Raw genomic sequence first — 21,335 nt, 5'->3', positions numbered from 1 at the left:
CCATGCGAAGTGAGCCCGTGCTCCAGGTTCGTGCCCTGGTGAAGCGGTACGGCACGAAGACCGCCGTGGACGGCCTCGACCTGGTGGCCCGGGCGGGCGTGACCGCCGTCCTCGGACCCAACGGCGCGGGCAAGACGACGACCGTCGAGACCTGCGAGGGATACCGCAGGCCGGACGAGGGGACCGTGCGCGTCCTGGGCCTGGACCCGGTGCGCCAGGGGCGCGAGCTGCATCCCCGGATCGGCGTGATGCTCCAGTCCGGGGGCGTGTACTCGGGCGCGCGGGCCGACGAGATGCTGCGGCACACGGCCCGGCTGCACGCGCACCCGCTGGACGTGGACGCGCTGATCGAGCGCCTGGGCCTGGGCGGCTGCGGCCGGACGACGTACCGCAGGCTCTCCGGCGGCCAGCAGCAGCGCCTGGCCCTCGCGATGGCCGTGGTGGGCCGCCCGGAGCTGGTCTTCCTGGACGAGCCGACCGCGGGCCTGGACCCGCAGGCCCGGCGCGCCACCTGGGACCTGATCCGCGACCTGCGCGCGGACGGCGTCTCGGTGATCCTCACGACCCACTACATGGACGAGGCCGAGCAGCTCGCCGACGACGTGGCGATCATCGACGCGGGCCGGGTCATCGCCCAGGGCTCCCCGGAGGAGCTGTGCCGCGGCGGCGCGGAGAACACCCTGCGCTTCTCGGGCCGCCCCGGCCTGGACGTGGGCTCGCTCCTCAAGGCCCTCCCCGCGGACTGCTCGGCGGCGGAACTGACGCCGGGCTCCTACCGGGTGATCGGCAAGGTGGACCCGCAACTGCTGGCGACGGTGACCTCCTGGTGCGCCCAGCACGGCGTCATGCCGGAGAAGATCTCGGTCGAACGCCACACCCTGGAAGACGTCTTTCTGGAGCTCACAGGCAAGGAGTTGCGCTCATGACGCCGGTCCGGACAAGGATCTGCTGGGGGTCCGGGGGTTATCCCCCGGGAAGACACAGCCTGGAGCTGACAGGCAGGGAACTACGCGGATGACCACCACCGGTACGTACACCCCGAAGCCGGGTGCGGCCCCGCTGGGCCGGATGATCCGGGCCCAGGCGGTGCTGGAGACGAAGATGCTGCTCCGCAACGGCGAGCAGCTGTTGCTGACGGTGGTGATCCCGGCCCTCGTGCTCGTGCTGTTCAGCTCGGTGGACATCATCGACACGGGCCGCGACAAGGCCGTGGACTTCCTCACCCCCGGCGTCCTCGCCCTCGCGGTCATGTCGACGGCCTTCACGGGCCAGGCGATCGCGACGGGCTTCGAACGCCGCTACGGAGTCCTGAAGCGCCTGGCGTCCTCGCCTCTCCCCCGCTGGGCCCTGATGACGGCGAAGACGGCGTCGGTCCTGGTCACGGAGATCCTCCAGGTGATCCTGCTGACGGCGATCGCCTTCGCGCTGGGCTGGTCCCCGCACGGCAACCCGCTGGCCGTCCTGCTCCTCCTGATCCTCGGCACGGCGGCCTTCTCCGGCCTCGGCCTCCTGATGGCGGGCACCCTCAAGGCGGAAGCCACCCTGGCCGCGGCCAACCTGGCCTTCCTGCTCCTCCTGGTCGCCGGCGGCGTGATGGTCCCCCTGTCCAAATTCCCCCAGGGCGCCCAGGACTTCCTCTCCCTCCTCCCGATCACAGCCCTGTCGAACGGCCTCCGCGACGTCCTGCAACACGGCGCCGCCATGCCGTGGGGGGATCTGGGCATCCTGGCGGCATGGGCCGTCGTGGGTCTGGCGGCGGCGGGACGGTTCTTCCGCTGGGAGTAGGGGGCCTCGTGAAAGCGTGCACAAGCTGCCCCCTACGATGGATCCCGTGCCAAAGCTGACCCGTGCCGACGCCGTAGCGGCGCTCCGCAACCCGCTCGCCTTCATCGCCGCACGCTGGACCCCGCAACCGCGGACGGTTCGGCGGGCCGCGCTCTCCGCGGTCGTGATGTCCGTGGTGATCGTGGTCACCGGTGGGGCCGTGCGGCTGACCGGGTCCGGGCTCGGGTGTCCGACCTGGCCCAAGTGCACCGACGACTCGCTCACCGCGACCAGCGCGATGGGCGTGCACGGCGCGATCGAGTTCGGCAACCGGATGCTGACGTACGTGCTCTGTGCCGCCGTCGGCTGGGCGATCATCGCGGCCCGCAGCGAGAAGCCGCGCCGCCGCAGCCTGACCCGGCTGGGCTGGGCGCAGTTCTGGATCGTGATGAGCAACGCGATCCTCGGCGGGATCGTCGTGCTCGTGGGTCTCAACCCGTACACCGTCGCGGCCCACTTCGTGGCGACCTCGGCGCTCATCGCCGTCGCCACGGTGATGTGGCAGCGCACCCGGGAGGGCGACGGAGAGTCCCGCCCGCTGGTCGGCAAGCCGGTGCAGCAGTTGGTGTGGTTCCTGGTCGCCGCCGCCGTGCTGCTGATCCTGGTCGGCACCGTGGTGACCGGAGCGGGGCCGCACGCCGGTGACTCCAGCGAGGTCGAGCGGATGCCGCTGGACTGGGAGACCGTCAGCAAGGTGCACGCCGTACTGGCCTGGATCGTGGTGTCGCTGACCTTCGCCCTGTGGTTCATCCTCAAGGCGGTCGACGCCCCCAAGGGCCCCCTGGACCGCACCCGCGACCTCTTCCTGGTCCTGCTCTCCCAGGGCGTGATCGGCTACGTCCAGTACTTCACCGACCTCCCCGAGTTCCTGGTCGGCCTCCACATGCTCGGCTCGGCCCTGGTCTGGATCGGTGTGCTGCGGGTGCTCCTGGCCCTGCGCGAGCGTCCGGACGCCGAGCTTCCGGACCTTCCCCTTCAGTACGACGCCACGAGCGCGTCGATCGCCGGGCCCAGGTAGGCACGGGTCAGCTCGGCCCGGTTCTCGACGGGGGCCGCGGGATCGCCGTAGCGGCGCGCGCGGATGTCCGCCACGACCTCCACCGGCGCCCCGAGCCCCGGCAGCAGCTCCAGCGCCTCGCGCTTCGAGATCAACCGGCCCTCGCGCAGGGTCACGGTCGCGCGGGCGAACGTCAGCAGTCCCAGGTCGACCCACACGTCCCGGGTCCACAACGGGCCGTTGGCGAGGGCCGGGCGCCAGAAGTCCCGCTGGTCGCGGACCACATGGTCGGCCAGTTCCCGGTCCGTCACCGCCGGCAGCAGATCCGCCGGCGGCCGTCCGTGCAGCACGCGGCCGAAGGTGTGCAGCTCGCGCCGGGTCACCGGGCTGACCGGCCGCTTGAACAACTCCTCGTGCGCCCAGGTCAGATGGCGGCGACCGGGATCGGCCGTGGGTGTCAGATACGTGCAGTGCAACTGGCCGGACAACGGCTCGGCCCGTAGCCGCGCGTGCAGCTTCGCCAGCCGCCACACCGTCGCCGGCCCGACCGGAGACTCCAGTACGGCGATCAGATCCAGGTCGCTGCGCCCCTCCTGGTAGTCACCGCCGCCCAGCGAGCCATGCGCCCACACGGCGACGGGGGCAAGCGGCGCCAGCCCGGTGAGAAAGCGGTCCAGTAACACCTCGGTCTGCATACGCCCATCCTGTACACCTCACTCCAGCCCGTACACCCTGCGCGCGTTCCCCGCCGCCACCATCCCCGCCACCCGCTGCGCGTCCGCCAGCGACCACGCCCCCTCCGCGACCCATCCGCCCAGCACCCGCCCCAGCGCCTCACGGAACAACCGGGCGCCCACCACGTGCAGTTCGGGCAGGCCGTGGGCGCCGCTGGAGAAGAGGATCTTGCCGAAGGGGGCCAGTTCCAGGGTCTCCGCGAGGACGGTCGCCGCGCGGGCGCCGGTGCGCGCGAGAGCGGCCCCGGAGTCGGCGTAGACATGCGGGAAGACCCCGGCGAGATGGGCGGCGTGCCGGTGGTAGGGGTAGCCGTGCAGCAGAACGAGGTCGGTGCCGAGACCGGCGGTGGCGCGCACGAAGTCGGTGAGGAGCACGGGGTCCGTGCGGTCGATGCGCAGGCCCGGTTCGCCGAGCCCGGCGTGCAGTTGGAGCGGCCGGCCCGTGGCGACGGCGATCCACAGCAGGTGCCGTAAGAGAACGGGGTCGGACAGCTCGCCGCCCACCCGGCGGCCCGCCAGCCACCGGCCCGCCGCGCCCCGCACCTCTCCGGGGCCGGGCGGCTCGGGCGCGAGCGCGAGACCGTGCCGTACGCCCGCGACCGAGGTGAAGGCGACCGCGGTGGCCGCCGCGCCGTGCACGGACTCGGCGAGGTTGGCGAGGAGGGACTCGACCGTGCCGGAGGTGTCGGCGACCTGTTCGGCGAGGAGTTCGAGCCGGACGATCTCGCGGGCCTCGGCGGCCGCGGTGGAGGCGAGTTCGGTGGGCTCGGTGAGGTCGCCGGGCAGCCCGGTGTCGACCAGGTAGGTGGTGATCCCGCTGCCCCGCAGCAGCCTGCGGCCCGATTCCAGTACGCCGAGTTCACGGCGCCGGGCGAGATAACGGGCGGGGGGACAGTGCGGTTCCAGACCGAGCAGCGGCGGGCACCATCGTCGTACGGCGAAACCGGTCTGGGTGTCGAAGAGCGTGGTCCCCGGGGCGGGCGGGCCCTCGGTGCGGGCCAGCTGGGCCTCGAAGGTGCCGAGGCCCAGTTCCGTTCTCAGTACGCCGTGGCAGTACTGGTCCACCAGGGACGGCGTTTCGATCATCCGGACTCCCGTGGACGGACCGTGTGTGCTTGCCACACGTCCTAACGGGTGAACCGGGCACTAGGTGTTGCTGGGACCGCCCACCTGGATCCCGGCCATCCGCGACCACTCGTACGGCCCGGTCGTCACCTTCGCGGCGAACTCGCCGTCGAACTCCTCGTGGACGGTGATGCCGGCCTTCGCGACCGCCTTCTCGGCGATCTCGTACGACGGGGCCACCAGGTCGCCCCAGCCGCCGTCCTCGCCGACCAGGACGATCCGGGTGCCGCGCTCGCCGATGTAGGCGAGCTGTCCCTCGGCGCCGCCGTGCTCCTTGGCGAAGGCGCCGATCTGCTTCACGAGCCGGGCGACCCTGCGCTCGGCCTTCGCGTCAACCTGCTGCGTGTCTGCCATGGCGATGATGCTACCGACGGGTAGAGGGGACGACGACGTGACCCTCACCTCAGGGCCCTACCTCAGGAAGGGGTCCACCGCGATCGCCAGGAAGAGGATCGACACATAGGTGATCGACCAGTGGAACAGCCGCATCTCCTTGAGCTTCGCGCCCGTCACCTCGGCCTTGGCCCGATTCTGCAGGCCATGTGCCTCCCACAGCCAGAAGCCGCCCGCGAGCAGCGCCACCAGCGTGTAGAACCAGCCCGTGTAGCCGAGCGGGGTCAGCAGCAGGGAGACCGCGACCATCACCCAGCTGTAGATGACGATCTGCTTGGCGACCACCTTGTTGGAGGCGACGACCGGCAGCATGGGCACGCCCACGCGCGCGTAGTCCTCCTTCACCTTCATGGACAGCGGCCAGTAGTGCGGCGGCGTCCAGAAGAACATGACGAAGAAGAGGATGACCGGCGCCCACGACAGGGAGTTGGTGACGGCCGACCAGCCGATGAGGACCGGCAGACAGCCCGCGATGCCGCCCCACACGATGTTCTGCGAGGTGCGCCGCTTGAGGATCATCGTGTAGACGACCACGTAGAAGAGGAGCGCCCCGAGGGCGAGCCAGGCGCTCAGCCAGTTGACGGTGAGGCCGAACAGCAGGGTGGAGACGACCGCGAGGGTGATGCCGAAGGCGAGGCACTCGCGCGGCGACACCATGCCGGTGACCAGCGGACGCTGCGAGGTACGGTCCATCAGCGCGTCGATGTCCCGGTCGATGTACATGTTCAGCGCGTTGGCGCCGCCCGCCGAGAGGTACCCGCCGAGGCAGGTGAGCAGGACCAGCTTCAGGTCCGGCACGCCCTGCTGGGCGAGGAACATCACCGGAACGGTGGTGATGAGCAGCAGCTCGATGATCCGCGGCTTGGTGAGCGCCACGAACGCCTTGACACGGGCCCCGAACGGCCGGTGACTCGAGCTCCTGCTCTCCCCCAGCACACCCGCTGGACGGGATTCGACGGCCGTCACGCACACCCCTACAGAGACATCCCAGCAAGCCTCGGCCATGTGAAGTCCCGGTAAAGGCTCGCGCGTACCACGCCACTGTAGACGTTGCCCATACCCCGACATTCGCGGGGGTGGGGTCGTGTCCGGGCGACCCCCCGGAAGAGCCCGTCGTCACTCCTTTGAGCACTCGGACGAGCGACTCCGTATTCAGTTGCCGAACGCGATCGACCCCAGTCAGGAGGCGCATCCCCGTGCGGCCCGGCAGTCTGGAATGACTCGAAAAGACGCACGTACTCGCGGGGGTAGGCTCGACAACGGCCGGGCGCCCGATGCACCGGCAATCGACATGCCTGACATGTGGAGAGGAGCCCTGACCCAGGGTGAGCACCAAGCCGACCACCACAGACCTCGAGTGGACCGAGTTGGACCAGCGGGCCGTCGACACCGCCCGCGTCCTGGCCGCCGACGCCGTACAGAAGGTCGGAAACGGCCATCCGGGTACGGCGATGAGCCTGGCGCCCGCCGCCTACACCCTCTTCCAGAAGGTGATGCGGCACGACCCCGCCGACCCGGAGTGGGTCGGCCGCGACCGCTTCGTGCTGTCCGCCGGCCACTCGTCCCTGACCCTCTACACCCAGCTGTACCTGGCCGGTTTCGGTCTGGAGCTGGACGACCTGAAGGCGTTCCGCACCTGGGGCTCGAAGACCCCGGGCCACCCGGAGTACGGCCACACCAAGGGCGTCGAGACGACGACCGGTCCGCTCGGCCAGGGTGTCGCCAACGCGGTGGGCATGGCGATGGCCGCCCGCTACGAGCGCGGTCTGTTCGACCCGGAGGCCGCCGAGGGCGAGTCCCCCTTCGACCACTTCGTGTTCGCCGTCGCCGGTGACGGCTGCCTCCAGGAGGGCATCTCCGCCGAGGCGTCCTCGATGGCCGGCCACCAGAAGCTCGGCAACCTCATCCTGCTGTGGGACGACAACCACATCTCCATCGAGGGCGACACCGAGACGGCCGTCTCCGAGGACACCGTCAAGCGGTACGAGGCGTACGGCTGGCACACCCAGCGCGTGGCGCCGCAGGCCAACGGCGACCTGGACCCGGCCGCGCTCTACGACGCGATCCAGAAAGCCAAGGCGGTCACCGACAAGCCGTCCTTCATCGCGATGCGCTCGATCATCGCCTGGCCCGCCCCGAACGCCCAGAACACCGAGGCGGCGCACGGCTCGGCGCTCGGCGACGACGAGGTCGCGGCGACCAAGCGGGTGCTGGGCTTCGACCCCGAAAAAAGCTTCGAGGTCGCCGACGAGGTCATCGACCACACCCGCAAGGCCCTCGACCGCGGCCGTGAGGCCCGCGCGGAGTGGGAGAAGCAGCTCCAGGAGTGGCGCGCCAACAACACCGAGCGCGCGGCCGAGTTCGACCGCATCGTCGCGGGTGAGCTGCCCGAGGGCTGGGAGTCCTCCATCCCGGTCTTCGAGCCGGGCAAGGGCGTCGCCACCCGTGCCGCCTCCGGCAAGGTGCTCCAGGCGCTCGGCGCGGTGATCCCCGAGCTGTGGGGCGGCTCCGCCGACCTCGCCGGCTCTAACAACACCACGATCGACAAGACGAGTTCGTTCCTCCCGGCGGACAACCCGCTCCCGGAGGCGGACCCTTACGGCCGCACGATCCACTTCGGCATCCGCGAGCACTCCATGGCCGCGGAGATGAACGGCATCGCGCTGCACGGCAACACCCGTATCTACGGCGGTACGTTCCTCGTCTTCTCCGACTACATGCGCAACGCCGTACGCCTGTCCGCGCTGATGCACCTGCCGGTGACCTACGTGTGGACGCACGACTCCATCGGCCTCGGCGAGGACGGCCCGACCCACCAGCCGGTCGAGCACCTGGCCTCGCTGCGCGCCATCCCCGGCCTGAACGTGGTCCGCCCGGCCGACGCCAACGAGACGGCGATCGCCTGGCGCGAGATCCTCAAGCGCCACACCAAGGTCTACGGCAAGGGCGCCCCGCACGGCCTCGCGCTGACCCGCCAGGGCGTGCCGACCTACGAGCCCAACGAGGACGCCGTCAAGGGCGGCTACGTCCTGTTCGAGGCGTCGAACGGCTCCCCCGAGGTCATCCTCATCGCCACCGGCTCCGAGGTGCACGTCGCCGTCGAGGCGCGCGAGCAGCTGGAGGCCTCCGGTGTGCCGACCCGGGTGGTGTCCATGCTGTCCGTGGAGTGGTTCGAGGAGCAGGACCAGGGGTACCGGGACAGCGTCCTGCCGCCGTCGGTCAAGGCGCGCGTCGCGGTCGAGGCCGGCATCGGCCTGACCTGGCACAAGTACGTCGGGGACGCCGGTCGCATCGTGTCCCTGGAGCACTTCGGCGCCTCCGCCGACGGCAAGGTGCTCTTCCAGGAGTACGGCTTCACCGGCGAGAACGTGGCCTCCGTGGCCCGGGAATCCCTCACCGCCGCCCAGCGCTGACGCCCATACACGACCGTAGGAGATGTAATTCCATGACAGACGCACTCAAGCGCCTCTCCGAAGAAGGCGTCGCGATCTGGCTGGACGACCTGTCGCGCAAGCGGATCACGTCCGGCAACCTCGCCGAGCTGATCGACCAGCAGCACGTCGTGGGCGTCACCACCAACCCGTCGATCTTCCAGAAGGCGATCTCCGAGGGCGACGGCTACGACCAGCAGCTGTCCGACCTCGCCGCCCGCAAGGTCACGGTCGAAGAGGCCATCCGCATGATCACCACGGCGGACGTCCGCGACGCCGCCGACATCCTGCGCCCGGTCTTCGACGCCACCGGCGGCCAGGACGGCCGCGTGTCGATCGAGGTCGACCCGCGACTCGCCCACAACGAGAAGGCGACCGTCGCCGAGGCCAAGCAGCTCGCCTGGCTCGTCGACCGCCCCAACACCCTCATCAAGATCCCGGCCACCCGCGCGGGCATCCCGGCCATCACCGACGTCATCGGCCTCGGGATCAGCGTCAACGTCACGCTGATCTTCTCCCTGGAGCGCTACCGCGAGGTCATGGACGCCTACCTGGCCGGCCTGGAGCGGGCCAAGGAGAAGGGTCTCGACCTGTCGAAGATCCACTCCGTGGCGTCCTTCTTCGTGTCCCGCGTGGACACCGAGATCGACAAGCGCATCGACGCGCTGGGTACCGACGAGGCCAAGGCCGCCCGCGGCAAGGCCGGCGTCGCCAACGCCCGCCTCGCCTACCAGGCGTACGAGGAGGTCTTCTCCGGCGAGCGCTGGTCGAAGCTGGAGAACGCCGGCGCCAACAAGCAGCGTCCGCTGTGGGCCTCCACCGGCGTCAAGGACAAGGCCTACAAGGCGACCCTCTACGTCGACGAGCTGGTGGCGCCCAACACGGTGAACACCATGCCGGAGGCCACGCTCCAGGCGACCGAGGCGGGCGGCGAGATCCGCGGCAACGCGATCGCCGGCACCTACGAGCAGGCCCGCGCCGAACTCGACGCCGTCGAGAAGCTCGGGATCTCCTACGACGAGGTCGTGCAGCTGCTTGAGGACGAGGGCGTCGAGAAGTTCGAGGCGTCCTGGAACGACCTGCTCAAGTCGACCGAGGCGGAGCTCCAGCGCCTCGCCCCCTCGGAGGGCTGAACCCTTGTCGCTTCTTTCCGGTTCCGGAGCGAACCCGCTCCGTGATCCCGCCGACCGACGGCTCCCGCGTATCGCGGGGCCGTCGGGCCTGGTCATCTTCGGCGTCACGGGCGATCTGTCGCGGAAGAAGCTCATGCCCGCCGTGTACGACCTCGCCAACCGGGGTCTGCTGCCGCCGGGTTTCTCACTGGTCGGCTTCGCCCGCCGGGAGTGGGAGAACGAAGACTTCGCCGCCGAGGTCCACGACGCGGTCAAGGCGCACGCCCGTACGCCGTTCCGTGAGGAGGTCTGGCAGCAGCTCATCCAGGGGATGCGCTTCGTCCAGGGCACCTTCGACGACGACGACGCCTTCGAGCGGCTGCGCGACACCATCGACGAGCTGGACAAGGCACAGGGCACGGGCGGCAACTTCGCCTTCTACCTGTCCGTGCCGCCGGGCGCCTTCCCGGTGGTCATCCAGCAGCTCAAGAAGCACGGCCTCGCCGACCAGTCGTCCGGCTCCTGGCGGCGCGCGGTCATCGAGAAGCCGTTCGGCCACGACCTGAAGTCGGCCGAGGAGCTCAACGCGATCGTCCACGAGGTCTTCGCCCCGGACCAGGTCTTCCGCATCGACCACTACCTGGGCAAGGAGACCGTCCAGAACATCCTGGCGCTGCGCTTCGCCAACACGATGTTCGAGCCGATCTGGAACCGGTCCTTCGTGGACCACGTGCAGATCACCATGGCCGAGGACATCGGCATCGGCGGCCGGGCCGGGTACTACGACGGCATCGGCGCCGCCCGTGACGTCATCCAGAACCACCTCCTCCAGCTGATGGCCCTCACCGCCATGGAGGAGCCCGCCTCCTTCGACGCGGACGCGCTGGCCGCCGAGAAGACCAAGGTGCTCGGGGCCGTACGGCTGCCGAAGGACCTGGGCCGGGACACCGTGCGCGGACAGTACACGGCGGGCTGGCAGGGCGGCGAGAAGGCGGTCGGGTACCTCCAGGAGGAGGGCATCGACCCGCAGTCCAAGACCGACACGTACGCGGCCATCAAGGTCGAGGTCGACAACCGCCGCTGGGCGGGCGTGCCGTTCTACCTGCGCACCGGCAAGCGCCTCGGCCGCCGGGTCACCGAGATCGCGGTGGTCTTCCAGCGGGCCCCGCACTCCCCCTTCGACACGACGGCCACCGAGGAGCTGGGCTCCAACGCGATCGTCATCCGCGTCCAGCCCGACGAGGGCGTCACCGTCCGCTTCGGCTCCAAGGTGCCCGGCACCTCGATGGAGATCCGGGACGTCTCGATGGACTTCGCCTACGGCGAGTCGTTCACCGAGTCCTCCCCCGAGGCGTACGAGCGGCTCATCCTCGACGTCCTGCTCGGCGACTCGAACCTCTTCCCCCGCACGGAAGAGGTCGAGCTGTCCTGGAAGATCCTCGACCCGATCGAGGAGTACTGGGACCGGCACGGCAAGCCCGCGCAGTACGAGTCCGGCACCTGGGGCCCGGTCGAGGCGGACGAAATGCTCGCACGAGAGGGACGGAGCTGGCGCCGGCCATGAAGATAGACCTCACGGACACCACGGCCAGCAAGATCAACAAGGCGCTGGTGCAGGGCCGCCGGGCGATCGGCACGCCGGCCGTCGGCATGGTCCTCACCCTGGTCATCGTCACGGACGAGGAGAACGCCTACGACGCCCTCAAGGCCGCCAACGACGCGTCGCGCGAGCACCCCTCGCGCACGCTGGTGGTCATCAAGCGGGTGTCGCGCAGCCCCCGTGACCGCACCCAGTCCCGGCTCGACGCCGAGGTCCGGGTGGGCGCGGACGCGGGCACCGGCGAGACGGTGGTGCTGCGGCTGCACGGCGACGTCGTCGACCACGCCCAGTCGGTCGTGCTGCCGCTGCTGCTGCCGGACGCCCCGGTGGTCGTGTGGTGGCCGGTGGACGCGCCGCTCGACCCGGCCGGCGACCCGCTGGGCGCGCTCGGCCAGCGCCGGGTCACCGACACGTACTCCTCGGAGCAGCCGGTGCGGGAACTCACCGCCCGCGCCGACACCTACACGCCCGGCGACACCGACCTGTCCTGGACCCGGATCACGCCCTGGCGCTCGATGCTGGCGGCGGCCCTGGACCAGGTCAGCGTGGAGGTCAAGGCGGTCGAGGTGGAGGGCGAGGAGTTCAACCCGAGCTGCGAGCTGCTCGCCATGTGGCTCGCGGACCGTCTCGACGTGCCGGTACGGCGTTCGCTCTCCTCCGGGCCCGGGCTGACCGCGGTCCGCATGGAGACCAACAACGGGCCGATCACCCTGGACCGGGCGGACGGCTCGCTCGCGACGCTGTCCATCGACGGCCAGCCCGACCGCGCGGTGGCGCTCAAGCGCCGCGAGACGGCCGAGCTGATCGCGGAGGAGCTGCGCAGGCTGGACCCGGACGACACGTACGCGTCCGCGCTGCGGTTCGGGGTGCACCGGCTGAACGAGTCGAACGGGCGGGTGCCCGAGGAACCGGCCGAGGCGGCTCCGATCGTCGAAGCAGCTCCGGCCACCGAAGCAGCTCCGGAGGGACCGCCGGCCAAAGGAGAACCGGCCGTCGGCGAGGCTCCTGCGCAAGCTCCCGCACCGGAACCGGCGGAGCCGCCGGCGCTGAAGCCGGTCCCCTCCGGCCTCTCCGGGTCCGGGAAGGCGGCGAAGTGAACACCCCGCAGCTGGTCGTGCACCGCGACAAGGAGCTGATGGCCCAGGCCGCCGCGGCCCGGCTGATCACGAAGATCGTGGACGCGCAGGCCTCCCGGGGCTCGGCGTCCGTGGTCCTCACGGGTGGGCGCAACGGCAACGGCCTGCTGGCCGCCCTCGCCGCCGCGCCCGCCCGGGACGCCGTCGACTGGGGCCGCCTGGACCTGTGGTGGGGCGACGAGCGCTTCCTGCCCGAGGGCGACCCCGAGCGCAATGTCACGCAGGCCCGCGAGGCCCTGCTGGACTCCGTTCCGCTGGACCCGAAGCGCGTGCACGCCATGCCCGCGTCGGACGGCCCGCACGGCGACGACGCCGAGGCCGCGGCAGCCGCCTACGCCGAGGAGCTGGCCCGCGCGGCCGGCCCCGAGAACCATGGCACCGTCCCCACCTTCGACGTCCTGATGCTAGGTGTCGGCCCGGACACGCACGTGGCGTCCCTGTTCCCGGAGCTTCCGGCGGTCCGGGAGACCGAGCGGACGGTCGTCGGGGTGCACGGCGCGCCCAAGCCCCCGCCGACCCGGGTGACGCTGACCCTGCCCGCGATCCGCGCGGCCCGCGAGGTGTGGCTCCTCGCGGCCGGCGAGGACAAGGCGCAGGCCGCGGCGATCGCCCTGTCCGGCGCGGGCGAGATCCAGGCCCCGGCGGCGGGCGCGTACGGCCGCTCCCGCACCCTGTGGCTCCTGGACGCGGCGGCGGCCTCCCAGCTGCCGCGCTCGCTCTACCCGCCGGCTTCGCCGTAACGACGGCTTCCGGCACTTCCCGTACGGCGGCCGGCGCCGGGTTCCTCCACGGAGGGGCCCGGCGTCCGCGCGATCACGGGAAGACGTCGGCGCTCCACTCCTGCGGCGCCCTGCGGATCTCGTCCAGGACTCTCCCGAGCGCCGACGCGTCGAAGATCAGGGAGTTGTAGTTCGCCGGGATCCGCACGTCGTTGATGAACGCCGTGGGCGTGCCCGGCCCGCCCGGCTCCTCCGTGCCGCCCGCCCGCTCGTACACCTTCTCGGAGGCGGTCACGAAGGCCCGGTACTTCATGGTCTTGACCGCCGACTCGAAGGCGGGGGTGCGCAACCCGGCGACCTGGCCGGCGAGTTCGAGCAGCCGGGCGTCCGTGAAGCCGTCCACGGCCTCCTCGGGCTGGTGGGCGTACAGGACGTCGTGGTACTCCGCGAACCGGCCCTCGTCCAGGGCCGCCCGCAGCGCGTTGACCGCCTTCTTCGAGCCGCTGCCGCCGAGCTTGTCGTCCAGGAAGGACGCGAGGGTGTACTCGGTCCTCACCTCGCCCCGCACGGTGGCCTCGCGCACGGTGGGACCACCGCCGGTCGACTCGAACTCCTCGCAGACCGGGCAGCGGGGATCCTCGTACAGATGCACCACCACGGGGGCCTGTGCGTTCCCGACCGTGATCGTCGTGCCGTCGTCGCCCAGCTTCTCCGGCACGTCCGCCAGGCTGTCGTACCCGGTGACGGCCACGTCCTGTGCCACGCCGTTCACACCGGCGTCGACGGGGGTGTCACCCCGGCCGCAGGCCGTGAGCGCCGCCCCCAGAAGGGCCGCCGTGAGTGTCACGGCGGCCCGCCTCCGCTGCTTCATGCACACCTCATGTCTCTCCGGTCCAGCGTGACCCTAGAGGAACCACACAGAGATCGCACAGGCGTTGTTCCCGGCGCCACCCCTACTGCCGTCCGCGCAGCTCCCGGTAGGCCGCCACCAGAGCCCGCGTGGAGGTGTCCAGCCCCGGCACCTCGGTGCCCTCGGTGAGCGCGGGCTCGACGCGCTTGGCGAGGACCTTGCCCAGCTCGACGCCCCACTGGTCGAAGGAGTCGATGTTCCAGACAGCGCCCTGGACGAACACCTTGTGCTCGTACAGCGCGATCAACTGCCCGAGCACGGACGGCGTCAGCTCGCGGGCCAGGATGGTGGTCGTCGGGTGGTTGCCCCGGAACGTCTTGTGCGGGACCAGTTCCTCGGCCACCCCCTCCGCCCGCACCTCGTCGGGTGTCTTGCCGAAGGCCAACGCCTGTGTCTGGGCGAAGAAGTTGGCCATCAGCAGGTCGTGCTGGGCCCTGAGCGTCTCGCTGAGCTCCTCGACCGGCTCGGCGAAGCCGATGAAGTCCGCGGGGATCATCTTCGTGCCCTGGTGGATGAGCTGGTAGTAGGCGTGCTGCCCGTTGGTGCCGGGCGTGCCCCACACCAACGGCCCGGTCTGCCACTCCACGGGGAGCCCGTCCCGGCCGACGTACTTGCCGTTGGACTCCATGTCGAGCTGCTGGAGATACGCCGTGAACTTGGAGAGGTAGTGGCTGTACGGCAGCACCGCATGCGACTGCGCGTCATGGAAGTTGCCGTACCAGATGCCCAACAGGCCGAGAAGCAGAGGCACGTTGGACTCGGCGGGCGCGGTGCGGAAGTGCTCGTCGACCAGATGGAACCCGTCGAGCATCTCCCGGAACCGGTCAGGCCCGATGGCGATCATCAGGGACAGGCCGATCGCCGAGTCGTAGGAGTAGCGGCCGCCGACCCAGTCCCAGAACTCGAACATGTTGGCGGTGTCGATGCCGAAGTCGGAGACCTTCTGGGCGTTCGTCGACAGGGCCACGAAATGCCGGGCGACGGCCTCCTGGCCCGCCTTCAGCTCGCCGAGCAGCCACGCGCGCGCCGAGGTGGCGTTGGTGATCGTCTCGATGGTGGTGAAGGTCTTGGAGGCGATGATGAAGAGCGTCTCCGCGGCGTCGAGGTCGCGCACGGCCTCGTGCAGGTCGGCACCGTCGACGTTGGACACGAAGCGGACGGTGAGGTCTCGGTCGGTGTAGCCGCGCAGCACCTCGTAGGCCATCGCCGGGCCGAGGTCGGAGCCGCCGATGCCGATGTTGACGACGTTCTTGATACGACGGCCCGTGTGCCCGGTCCACTCACCGGAGCGCACCCGCCCGGCGAAGTCGCTCATCTTGTCCAGCACGGCGTGCACGCCCGGGACGACGTTCTCCCCGTCGACCTCGATGACCGCCTCGCGCGGGGCGCGCAGCGCGGTGTGCAGCACGGCGCGGTCCTCGGTGGTGTTGATCCGCTCGCCGCGGAACATGGCGTCCCTGAGCCCGAACACGTCGGTGGCCGCCGCCAGTTCGCGCAGCAGCCGCAGGGTCTCGTCGGTGACCAGGTGCTTGGAGTAGTCGACGTACAGGTCGCCGACCCTGAGGGTGTAGCCCGTCCCGCGCCCCGGGTCGGCGGCGAACAGCTCCCGCAGTCCCGTCTCGCCGAGCGCCTCGCGGTGCCTGGCCAGAGCGGTCCACTCGGGCGTCTGGTTGAGCCTGGTACGGCCGTCTGCGTTCATGTGCGACTTCAGCCTTCTTTCGTGCCTGTCCCAGCTGTTCCAACCTAGTTGATCAACGTCGGACGGGGACCGTGGTGGGGCCGCCGTCCGGCGCACCCACAGGTACGTCCGCGGTGAGCGCGGGTATCAGCGAGACGACGGACAGGACGAAGAAGGCGGCCGCGAGCAGGGCCGGGGTGTTCAGCCCCCAGGCGGTGGCCACGGCGCCGCCGAGCAGGGCGCCCAGGGGCGCGCCGGCGACGGCGAGGGTACGGAAGGCGGCGCTGACCCGGCCCAGCAGCTCGGCCGGGCTGCGCTCCTGCATCAGGGTCCTGGTGTGGACGTTCCAGGTCATGCCCATGAAGCCGAAGACCGCCATGGACACCGCGAGGGCGACCGGGCTGCGCACCGAGCCCATGACGACGAGGGCGCCGATCTGGGCGGTCCCGGCGAGCAGCACCGCGCGCACCCGCCCCACGAGCGCGACGAGCCGGCCGCTCACCACTCCCCCGGCCAGGCCGCCGACCGTGTAGGCGGTCATGGCCAGCGCGTATCCCGTGGTGCCGGCGCCCAGCCAGCCGGTCACGAGGAGTGCCATGCCCGCGATGAGGGCGCCGACGCCGATGTTGCACAGTGCCGTGGCCGCGCACAGCCCGCGCAGGGCCCTGTCCGCGGCCAGGGTGCGCAGCCCCTCGCCGATCTCCCGGCGCAGGGTGCTGCCCGCCGGGCGGGGTCCTCGCTCGGAGGCGGCGACCCGCAACGAGGCCACCAGGGCGGCCGCGGCCAGGAAGGTCACCGCGTCCAAAGCGAAGGGCAGGGCCGCCCCGGCGACCAGCAGCAGCGGTACGACGGGGGCGCCGAGCAGTCCGCCCGCGATCCGCTGACCGGTCATCAACCGGGCGTTGGCGCCGCCGAGTTCGTCTCTGCCCACCAGCGCGGGCAGCAGGGCGGTGGAGGCGTTGTCGAAGAGGGTCTGGAGGGTGGTCAGGGCGAAGGCGAGCGCGATCAGCAGGCCGATCGAGGCGTGGCCGAGCGCGACGACCGCCGCGAAGCAGGCGACCAGCAGCCCTCGTAGCGTGTCCACCGTCCACATGGCGCGGCGCTGGTCCACGCGGTCGGCGACCGCGCCGCCGAGCAGGCCGAAGACGAGCCAGGGGAGATATCCGCAGGCGGTGACCGCGGCGATGAGTAGCGGGCGGTCCGTGAGGGTGGCGGCGAGCAGGGGCAGCGCCGACCCGCGCAGCGCGTCACCGAAGCTGGAGAGCACGGCGGCGCTCCACAACCGCCCGAACCCACCACGCCAAGCCGCCGTCACCGCTCCCCCTCCCGGTCCACGCATCGCACCTCGATGCACAAACCGTAGAGGGCACCACTGACAATCGGCCCGGACAGCCGTCCCGAAACGGCTCCGGCCAGGCACCCCTCGGTGACCGGCCGGCTCAACTCCTAGATCTCGCCCCGCAGTTTGGCGAGCGCCTCGGCGAGGATCGCCTCGCCGTCCGCGTCGCTGCGCCGCTCACGGACGTACGCGAGGTGCGTCTTGTAGGGCTCGGTGCGGGGCGGGTCCGGCGGGTTGTCCCGGTCCTGGCCGGCCGGAAAGCCGCAGCGCGGGCAGTCCCAGGTTTCGGGGACCTGCGCGTCGCTGGCGAAGCTGGGCTGCGTCTCGTGCCCGTTGGAGCACCAGAAGGAGATGCGCAGACGCGGCGCGGACTCGCCCCGCTCGGCCTCGCCCATCGGCCCCGCCCCGACCCGGCTTCCTCGGATCGCGTTGCCACTTGCCACGGTCGTAACTCCCTGCGTGATGGTGCCGCAAAGCGAGTCGGCGTTTCGCTTCGCTGCGAGCGCCTCAGTCTACGTAAGGCCCAACGCGCGTCCAGTGATTGGAGTTACAGCCCCCACACCTAGACGCAAGCCCCATGATAGGCCGCGCCCAGGGGCGCGTACCGAACATGGGGCCTTACGTGCGGAATGTATGTGCTGTGTGCGGGTGGTCGCTCAGCTGTTCGTCTTCATGAGGAGACCGAGGACGATGATGCAGGCGAACCACAGCAGACCGATCACCACGGTGATGCGGTCGAGGTTGCGCTCTGCGACCGAGGAACCACCGACGGACGACTGCATGCCGCCACCGAACATGTCGGAGAGGCCGCCGCCCTTCCCCTTGTGCATCAGCACCAGCAGCATCAGCAGGCCGCTGAAGACGATCAGGGCGATCGAGAACCCCAAAACCACGGCTGGACCAACTCTCTCGGATTCGGATGAACGACGGGGGCACGGCCATCAGGGCCATGCCCCCGCAAGGGTACGACGGATCGCCGCCAGGGCCTACCTACTGGTCCCGGAAGCGCACGATCTTGACGAACTCGTCGGCGTCCAGAGAGGCACCGCCGACCAGGGCGCCGTCGATGTCGGCCTGCGCCATGATCTCGGCGACGTTGCCCGCCTTGACCGAGCCGCCGTACTGGATGCGGACCTGGTCGGCCAGCTCCTGGGTGTACAGCTCGGCGATCTTGCCGCGGATCGCCGCGCACACCTCCTGGGCGTCCTCGGCGCCGCAGACCTTGCCGGTGCCGATGGCCCACACGGGCTCGTAGGCGATGACGACGGACTCGGCCTGCTCGGCCGGGAGGTCCTTCAGACCGCCCTCGACCTGGGCGAGGGTGTGGGAGACGTGGTTGCCCGCCTCGCGGACCTCCAGCTCCTCGCCGACGCACAGGATCGGGGTGAGGCCGTGCTTGTAGGCGGCCTTGACCTTGGCGTTGACGATCTCGTCGGTCTCGGCGTGGTACTGACGGCGCTCGGAGTGGCCGATCGCCACGTACGTGCACTTCAGCTTGGCCAGCATCGCGCCCGAGATCTCGCCCGTGTAGGCGCCGGAGTCCTGGGCCGAGATGTCCTGGGCGCCGTACTTGATCTTGAGCTTGTCGCCGTCGACCAGGGTCTGCACGGAGCGCAGGTCGGTGAAGGGCGGCAGGACGGCGACCTCGACGGCCTCGTAGTCCTTGTCCGCGAGGGCGAAGGCGAGCTTCTGGACGTGCGCGATGGCCTCGAGGTGGTTGAGGTTCATCTTCCAGTTGCCCGCCATGATCGGCGTACGAGTGGTCATGCGGGGTCAGTCCTCCAGTGCGGCGAGGCCGGGGAGCGTCTTGCCCTCGAGGTATTCGAGGGAGGCGCCGCCGCCGGTCGAGATGTGGCCGAACGCGTTCTCGTCGAAGCCCAGGATGCGGACGGCCGCGGCGGAGTCGCCACCGCCGACCACCGTGAAGGCCTGGGAGTCGAGGAGGGCCTGGGCGACCGCCTTGGTGCCCTCGGCGAATTCGGGGTGTTCGAAGACGCCCATCGGGCCGTTCCAGAAGACGGTGGCGGCGTCGGTGATCTTCGAGGCGTAGAGCTTGCCGGACGCGGGGCCGATGTCCAGGCCCATCCGGTCGGCCGGGATGGCGTCCGCGGCGACGGTGGTGGCGTCGGCCGGGGACTTGGTCTTCAGGTCCGGGAAGGCGGGGGCGACCACCGCGTCGACCGGCAGGACCAGCTCGACGCCGGTCTTCTCGGCGCGCTCGATGTACTCCAGGACCGCCGGGATCTGGTCCTCCTGGAGGAGGGAGGCGCCGACCTCGTGGCCCTTGGCCTTGAGGAAGGTGAAGGCCATGCCACCGCCGATGAGGATGCGGTCGGCCTTGCCGAGCAGCTCGTCGATGACGGCGAGCTTGTCGGAGACCTTGGCACCGCCGAGCACGACCACGTAGGGCCGCTTGACGTCGTCGGTGAGCTTCTTCAGGACGCCGACCTCGGTGGCGATGAGGTAGCCGGCGTAGTGCGGCAGCCGGGCCGGGAGGTCGTACACGGAGGCGTGCCCCCGGTGCACCGCGCCGAAGCCGTCGCCGACGTAGACGTCCGCGAGGGCGGCCAGCTGGTCCGCGAACTCGCCGCGCTCGGTGTCGTCCTTGGACGTCTCACCGGCGTTGAAACGCAGGTTCTCGATGACCGCGACCTGGCCGGGCTGGAGGCCGTTCACCGCGTCGTGCGCGGCGGGGCCGACGGTGTCCTGGGCGAAGGCCACGGGGGCGCCAAGGAGCTCACCGAGGCGCTCGGCGGCCGGCAGCAGCGAGAAGGCGGGGTCCGGGGCGCCCTTGGGGCGGCCGAGGTGCGAGGCCACGACCACCTTGGCGCCCGCGTCCGCGAGGGCCTTGACGGTGGGCAGGACGGCACGGATGCGGCCGTCGTCGGTGATGACGCCGTCGGCGAGCGGCACGTTCAGGTCGGCGCGGACGAAGACCCGCTTGCCGTCCACGCCTTCGGCGAGAAGTCCGTCGATCGTCTTCATAGGGGAACTCCTGGTGAGGGTGCTCTGATCGTACGAGGGCTGTTCTGCACGTGAGTCAGGGCCCGGGCGGCGCGTCCCTGCGCCGCCCGGGCCCTGCTCTCATATCGAAGTGCCTGCTCTGTGGAGCGGGATCAGAGCTGGTTGCCGACGAAGACCGTGAGGTCGACGAGGCGGTTGGAGTAGCCCCACTCGTTGTCGTACCAGCCGAGGATCTTCACCGACTTGCCCTCCTGGACCATGGTCAGGGAGGAGTCGAAGGTGCAGGACGACGGGTCGCTGACGATGTCCGAGGAGACGATCGGGTCCTCGGTGTAGGACAGGTAGCCCTGCAGCTCGCCCTCGGAGGCCTTCTTGAACGCGGCGTTGACCTCGTCCTTGGTGACCTCGCGCTCCAGTTCCACGACCAGGTCGGTGGCGGAGCCGGTGGGAACCGGGACGCGCATCGCGATGCCGTCGAGCTTGCCCTTGAGCTGCGGGAGGACCAGCGCGGTGGCCTTGGCGGCACCCGTGGTGGTCGGGATGATGTTCTCCGCGGCGGCACGCGCGCGACGCAGGTCGGAGTGCGGGAAGTCCAGGATGCGCTGGTCGTTCGTGTACGCGTGGACCGTCGTCATCAGGCCCTTGACGATGCCGAAGTTCTCGTCGAGGACCTTCGCCATCGGCGCCACACAGTTGGTGGTGCAGGAGGCGTTGGAGATGACGTGGTGGTTGGCCGCGTCGTACTTGTTCTCGTTGACGCCCATCACGATGGTGATGTCCTCGTCCTTGGCCGGAGCCGAGATGAGGACCTTCTTGGCGCCGCCCGCGATGTGCTTCTCGGCGTCGGCCTTCTTCGTGAAGATGCCGGTCGACTCGACGACGATGTCGACGCCCAGCTCGCCCCACGGGATGTCGGCCGGGTTGCGCTCGGAGAGCACCTTGATGGTGTGGCCGTCGACGGTGATCGTGTCGGCGGTGTGCGACACCTCGGCCTTGAGGCGGCCCAGGATGGTGTCGTACTTCAGCAGGTGCGCGGTGGTCGCGGTGTCACCCAGGTCGTTGACAGCCACGATCTCGATGTCAGCACCCTGCTCCAGCAGCGCGCGGAAGTAGTTACGACCGATGCGGCCAAAGCCGTTGATGCCTACGCGGATCGTCACGAACCGATCTCCTCGTTGGTACGCCGGTTTCGAGACCGGCGAGCTGTATGGGATGTCCCCGACCACCCCCGACCCTACCTCCCTGAGGCTTCCCTGGTGACATCGAGTCGCCCCATACACCGCAGGGCGGTCCGTACCCGCCAGTAGGGGTACGGACCGCCCCGGACCGAAAGTCCGTGTCACCCGAAATGACTACGGCGAGTCACGTTCGGT

The 21,335-nt window shown here is 70.4% G+C and carries 20 protein-coding genes; 8 read left to right on the top strand and 12 right to left on the bottom strand.

Annotated features, from left to right (window positions below; translation table 11 throughout):
- Positions 1–2 precede the first annotated feature (2 nt).
- The 3 genes from ABZ896_RS14650 (at position 3) to ABZ896_RS14640 (ending at position 2,842) form a co-directional block, all read left to right on the top strand.
- The gene (locus tag ABZ896_RS14650) at positions 3–926 is read left to right on the top strand and encodes an ABC transporter ATP-binding protein (RefSeq protein WP_360927369.1); all 924 of its coding nucleotides are present in this window, start codon (positions 3–5) and stop codon (positions 924–926) included.
- A gap of 88 nt (positions 927–1,014) precedes the next feature.
- Positions 1,015–1,785 (top strand): ABC transporter permease, encoded by a 771-nt coding sequence (locus tag ABZ896_RS14645; RefSeq protein WP_360927366.1) that lies wholly within the window; start codon positions 1,015–1,017, stop codon positions 1,783–1,785.
- A 37-nt stretch (positions 1,786–1,822) separates the two neighbouring features.
- Positions 1,823–2,842, top strand: a complete 1,020-nt coding sequence (locus ABZ896_RS14640) for a COX15/CtaA family protein (RefSeq protein ID WP_360927363.1) — start codon at positions 1,823–1,825, stop codon at positions 2,840–2,842.
- On the opposite strand, the gene ABZ896_RS14635 is transcribed toward ABZ896_RS14640, so the two are convergent.
- The 4 genes from ABZ896_RS14635 to ABZ896_RS14620 are packed head-to-tail and all read right to left on the bottom strand — an operon-like array spanning position 2,800 to position 6,045.
- A complete protein-coding gene (locus ABZ896_RS14635; RefSeq protein ID WP_360927360.1) occupies positions 2,800–3,516 on the bottom strand; it encodes a nucleotidyltransferase in 717 nt (238 codons plus the stop codon). The two genes, ABZ896_RS14640 and ABZ896_RS14635, sit on opposite strands and share 43 nt — an antisense overlap.
- An 18-nt stretch (positions 3,517–3,534) precedes the next feature.
- Positions 3,535–4,641 carry an amidohydrolase family protein gene (locus ABZ896_RS14630; protein ID WP_360927357.1) on the bottom strand — a complete coding sequence of 369 codons (1,107 nt, stop codon included), beginning with the start codon at positions 4,639–4,641 and terminating at the stop codon, positions 3,535–3,537.
- 60 nt (positions 4,642–4,701) lie between these two features.
- Positions 4,702–5,034, bottom strand: coding sequence for a hypothetical protein (locus ABZ896_RS14625; protein WP_360927353.1), 333 nt, complete (start codon positions 5,032–5,034; stop codon positions 4,702–4,704).
- 57 nt (positions 5,035–5,091) lie between these two features.
- Positions 5,092–6,045: a heme o synthase gene (locus tag ABZ896_RS14620; protein ID WP_360927405.1), complete on the bottom strand. Its 954-nt coding sequence runs from the start codon at positions 6,043–6,045 to the stop codon at positions 5,092–5,094.
- Positions 6,046–6,398: 353 nt separating this feature from the next.
- Here ABZ896_RS14620 and tkt point away from each other — a divergent pair, with 353 nt between their 5' ends.
- Genes tkt through pgl form a run of 5 tightly spaced genes read left to right on the top strand, consistent with a single transcriptional unit; the run spans position 6,399 to position 13,092 of the window.
- Entirely contained in the window at positions 6,399–8,486 is a 2,088-nt protein-coding gene (tkt, locus tag ABZ896_RS14615; RefSeq protein WP_360927350.1) for a transketolase, read from the top strand.
- 32 nt (positions 8,487–8,518) lie between these two features.
- Positions 8,519–9,637 (top strand): transaldolase, encoded by a 1,119-nt coding sequence (gene tal / locus ABZ896_RS14610; protein WP_360927347.1) that lies wholly within the window; start codon positions 8,519–8,521, stop codon positions 9,635–9,637.
- Between the two features lie 4 nt (positions 9,638–9,641).
- The gene (gene zwf / locus ABZ896_RS14605) at positions 9,642–11,180 is read left to right on the top strand and encodes a glucose-6-phosphate dehydrogenase (protein ID WP_360927344.1); all 1,539 of its coding nucleotides are present in this window, start codon (positions 9,642–9,644) and stop codon (positions 11,178–11,180) included.
- The gene (gene opcA / locus ABZ896_RS14600) at positions 11,177–12,313 is read left to right on the top strand and encodes a glucose-6-phosphate dehydrogenase assembly protein OpcA (protein ID WP_360927341.1); all 1,137 of its coding nucleotides are present in this window, start codon (positions 11,177–11,179) and stop codon (positions 12,311–12,313) included. The genes zwf and opcA overlap by 4 nt, the downstream gene beginning before the upstream one ends.
- A complete protein-coding gene (gene pgl / locus ABZ896_RS14595) occupies positions 12,310–13,092 on the top strand; it encodes a 6-phosphogluconolactonase (RefSeq protein WP_360927338.1) in 783 nt (260 codons plus the stop codon). The genes opcA and pgl overlap by 4 nt, the downstream gene beginning before the upstream one ends.
- 73 nt (positions 13,093–13,165) lie before the next feature.
- Here pgl and ABZ896_RS14590 read toward each other — a convergent pair whose 3' ends face one another.
- The 8 genes from ABZ896_RS14590 to gap form a co-directional block, all read right to left on the bottom strand.
- Positions 13,166–13,942 (bottom strand): thioredoxin domain-containing protein, encoded by a 777-nt coding sequence (locus tag ABZ896_RS14590; protein ID WP_360927335.1) that lies wholly within the window; start codon positions 13,940–13,942, stop codon positions 13,166–13,168.
- 82 nt (positions 13,943–14,024) lie between these two features.
- A complete protein-coding gene (gene pgi / locus ABZ896_RS14585) occupies positions 14,025–15,680 on the bottom strand; it encodes a glucose-6-phosphate isomerase (protein ID WP_360927332.1) in 1,656 nt (551 codons plus the stop codon).
- Positions 15,681–15,732: 52 nt separating this feature from the next.
- Complete coding sequence (locus ABZ896_RS14580; protein ID WP_360927329.1) at positions 15,733–16,998, bottom strand: MFS transporter; 1,266 nt, start codon at positions 16,996–16,998, stop codon at positions 15,733–15,735.
- Between the two features lie 107 nt (positions 16,999–17,105).
- The gene (locus ABZ896_RS14575; protein WP_003976875.1) at positions 17,106–17,441 is read right to left on the bottom strand and encodes an RNA polymerase-binding protein RbpA; all 336 of its coding nucleotides are present in this window, start codon (positions 17,439–17,441) and stop codon (positions 17,106–17,108) included.
- Positions 17,442–17,654: 213 nt separating this feature from the next.
- Positions 17,655–17,885 carry a preprotein translocase subunit SecG gene (secG, locus tag ABZ896_RS14570; protein ID WP_020137612.1) on the bottom strand — a complete coding sequence of 77 codons (231 nt, stop codon included), beginning with the start codon at positions 17,883–17,885 and terminating at the stop codon, positions 17,655–17,657.
- Between the two features lie 103 nt (positions 17,886–17,988).
- Positions 17,989–18,765, bottom strand: a complete 777-nt coding sequence (gene tpiA / locus ABZ896_RS14565; protein ID WP_360927326.1) for a triose-phosphate isomerase — start codon at positions 18,763–18,765, stop codon at positions 17,989–17,991.
- Positions 18,766–18,771: 6 nt separating this feature from the next.
- A complete protein-coding gene (locus ABZ896_RS14560) occupies positions 18,772–19,983 on the bottom strand; it encodes a phosphoglycerate kinase (RefSeq protein WP_360927323.1) in 1,212 nt (403 codons plus the stop codon).
- A gap of 131 nt (positions 19,984–20,114) precedes the next feature.
- Positions 20,115–21,122, bottom strand: coding sequence for a type I glyceraldehyde-3-phosphate dehydrogenase (gene gap / locus ABZ896_RS14555; RefSeq protein ID WP_030318674.1), 1,008 nt, complete (start codon positions 21,120–21,122; stop codon positions 20,115–20,117).
- Between the last annotated feature and the right edge of the window lie 213 nt (positions 21,123–21,335).

The organism is Streptomyces sp. NPDC047072 (assembly GCF_040643855.1).
Classification (GTDB): domain Bacteria; phylum Actinomycetota; class Actinomycetes; order Streptomycetales; family Streptomycetaceae; genus Streptomyces.
This window is presented reverse-complemented; position numbering and strand designations above follow the sequence as displayed.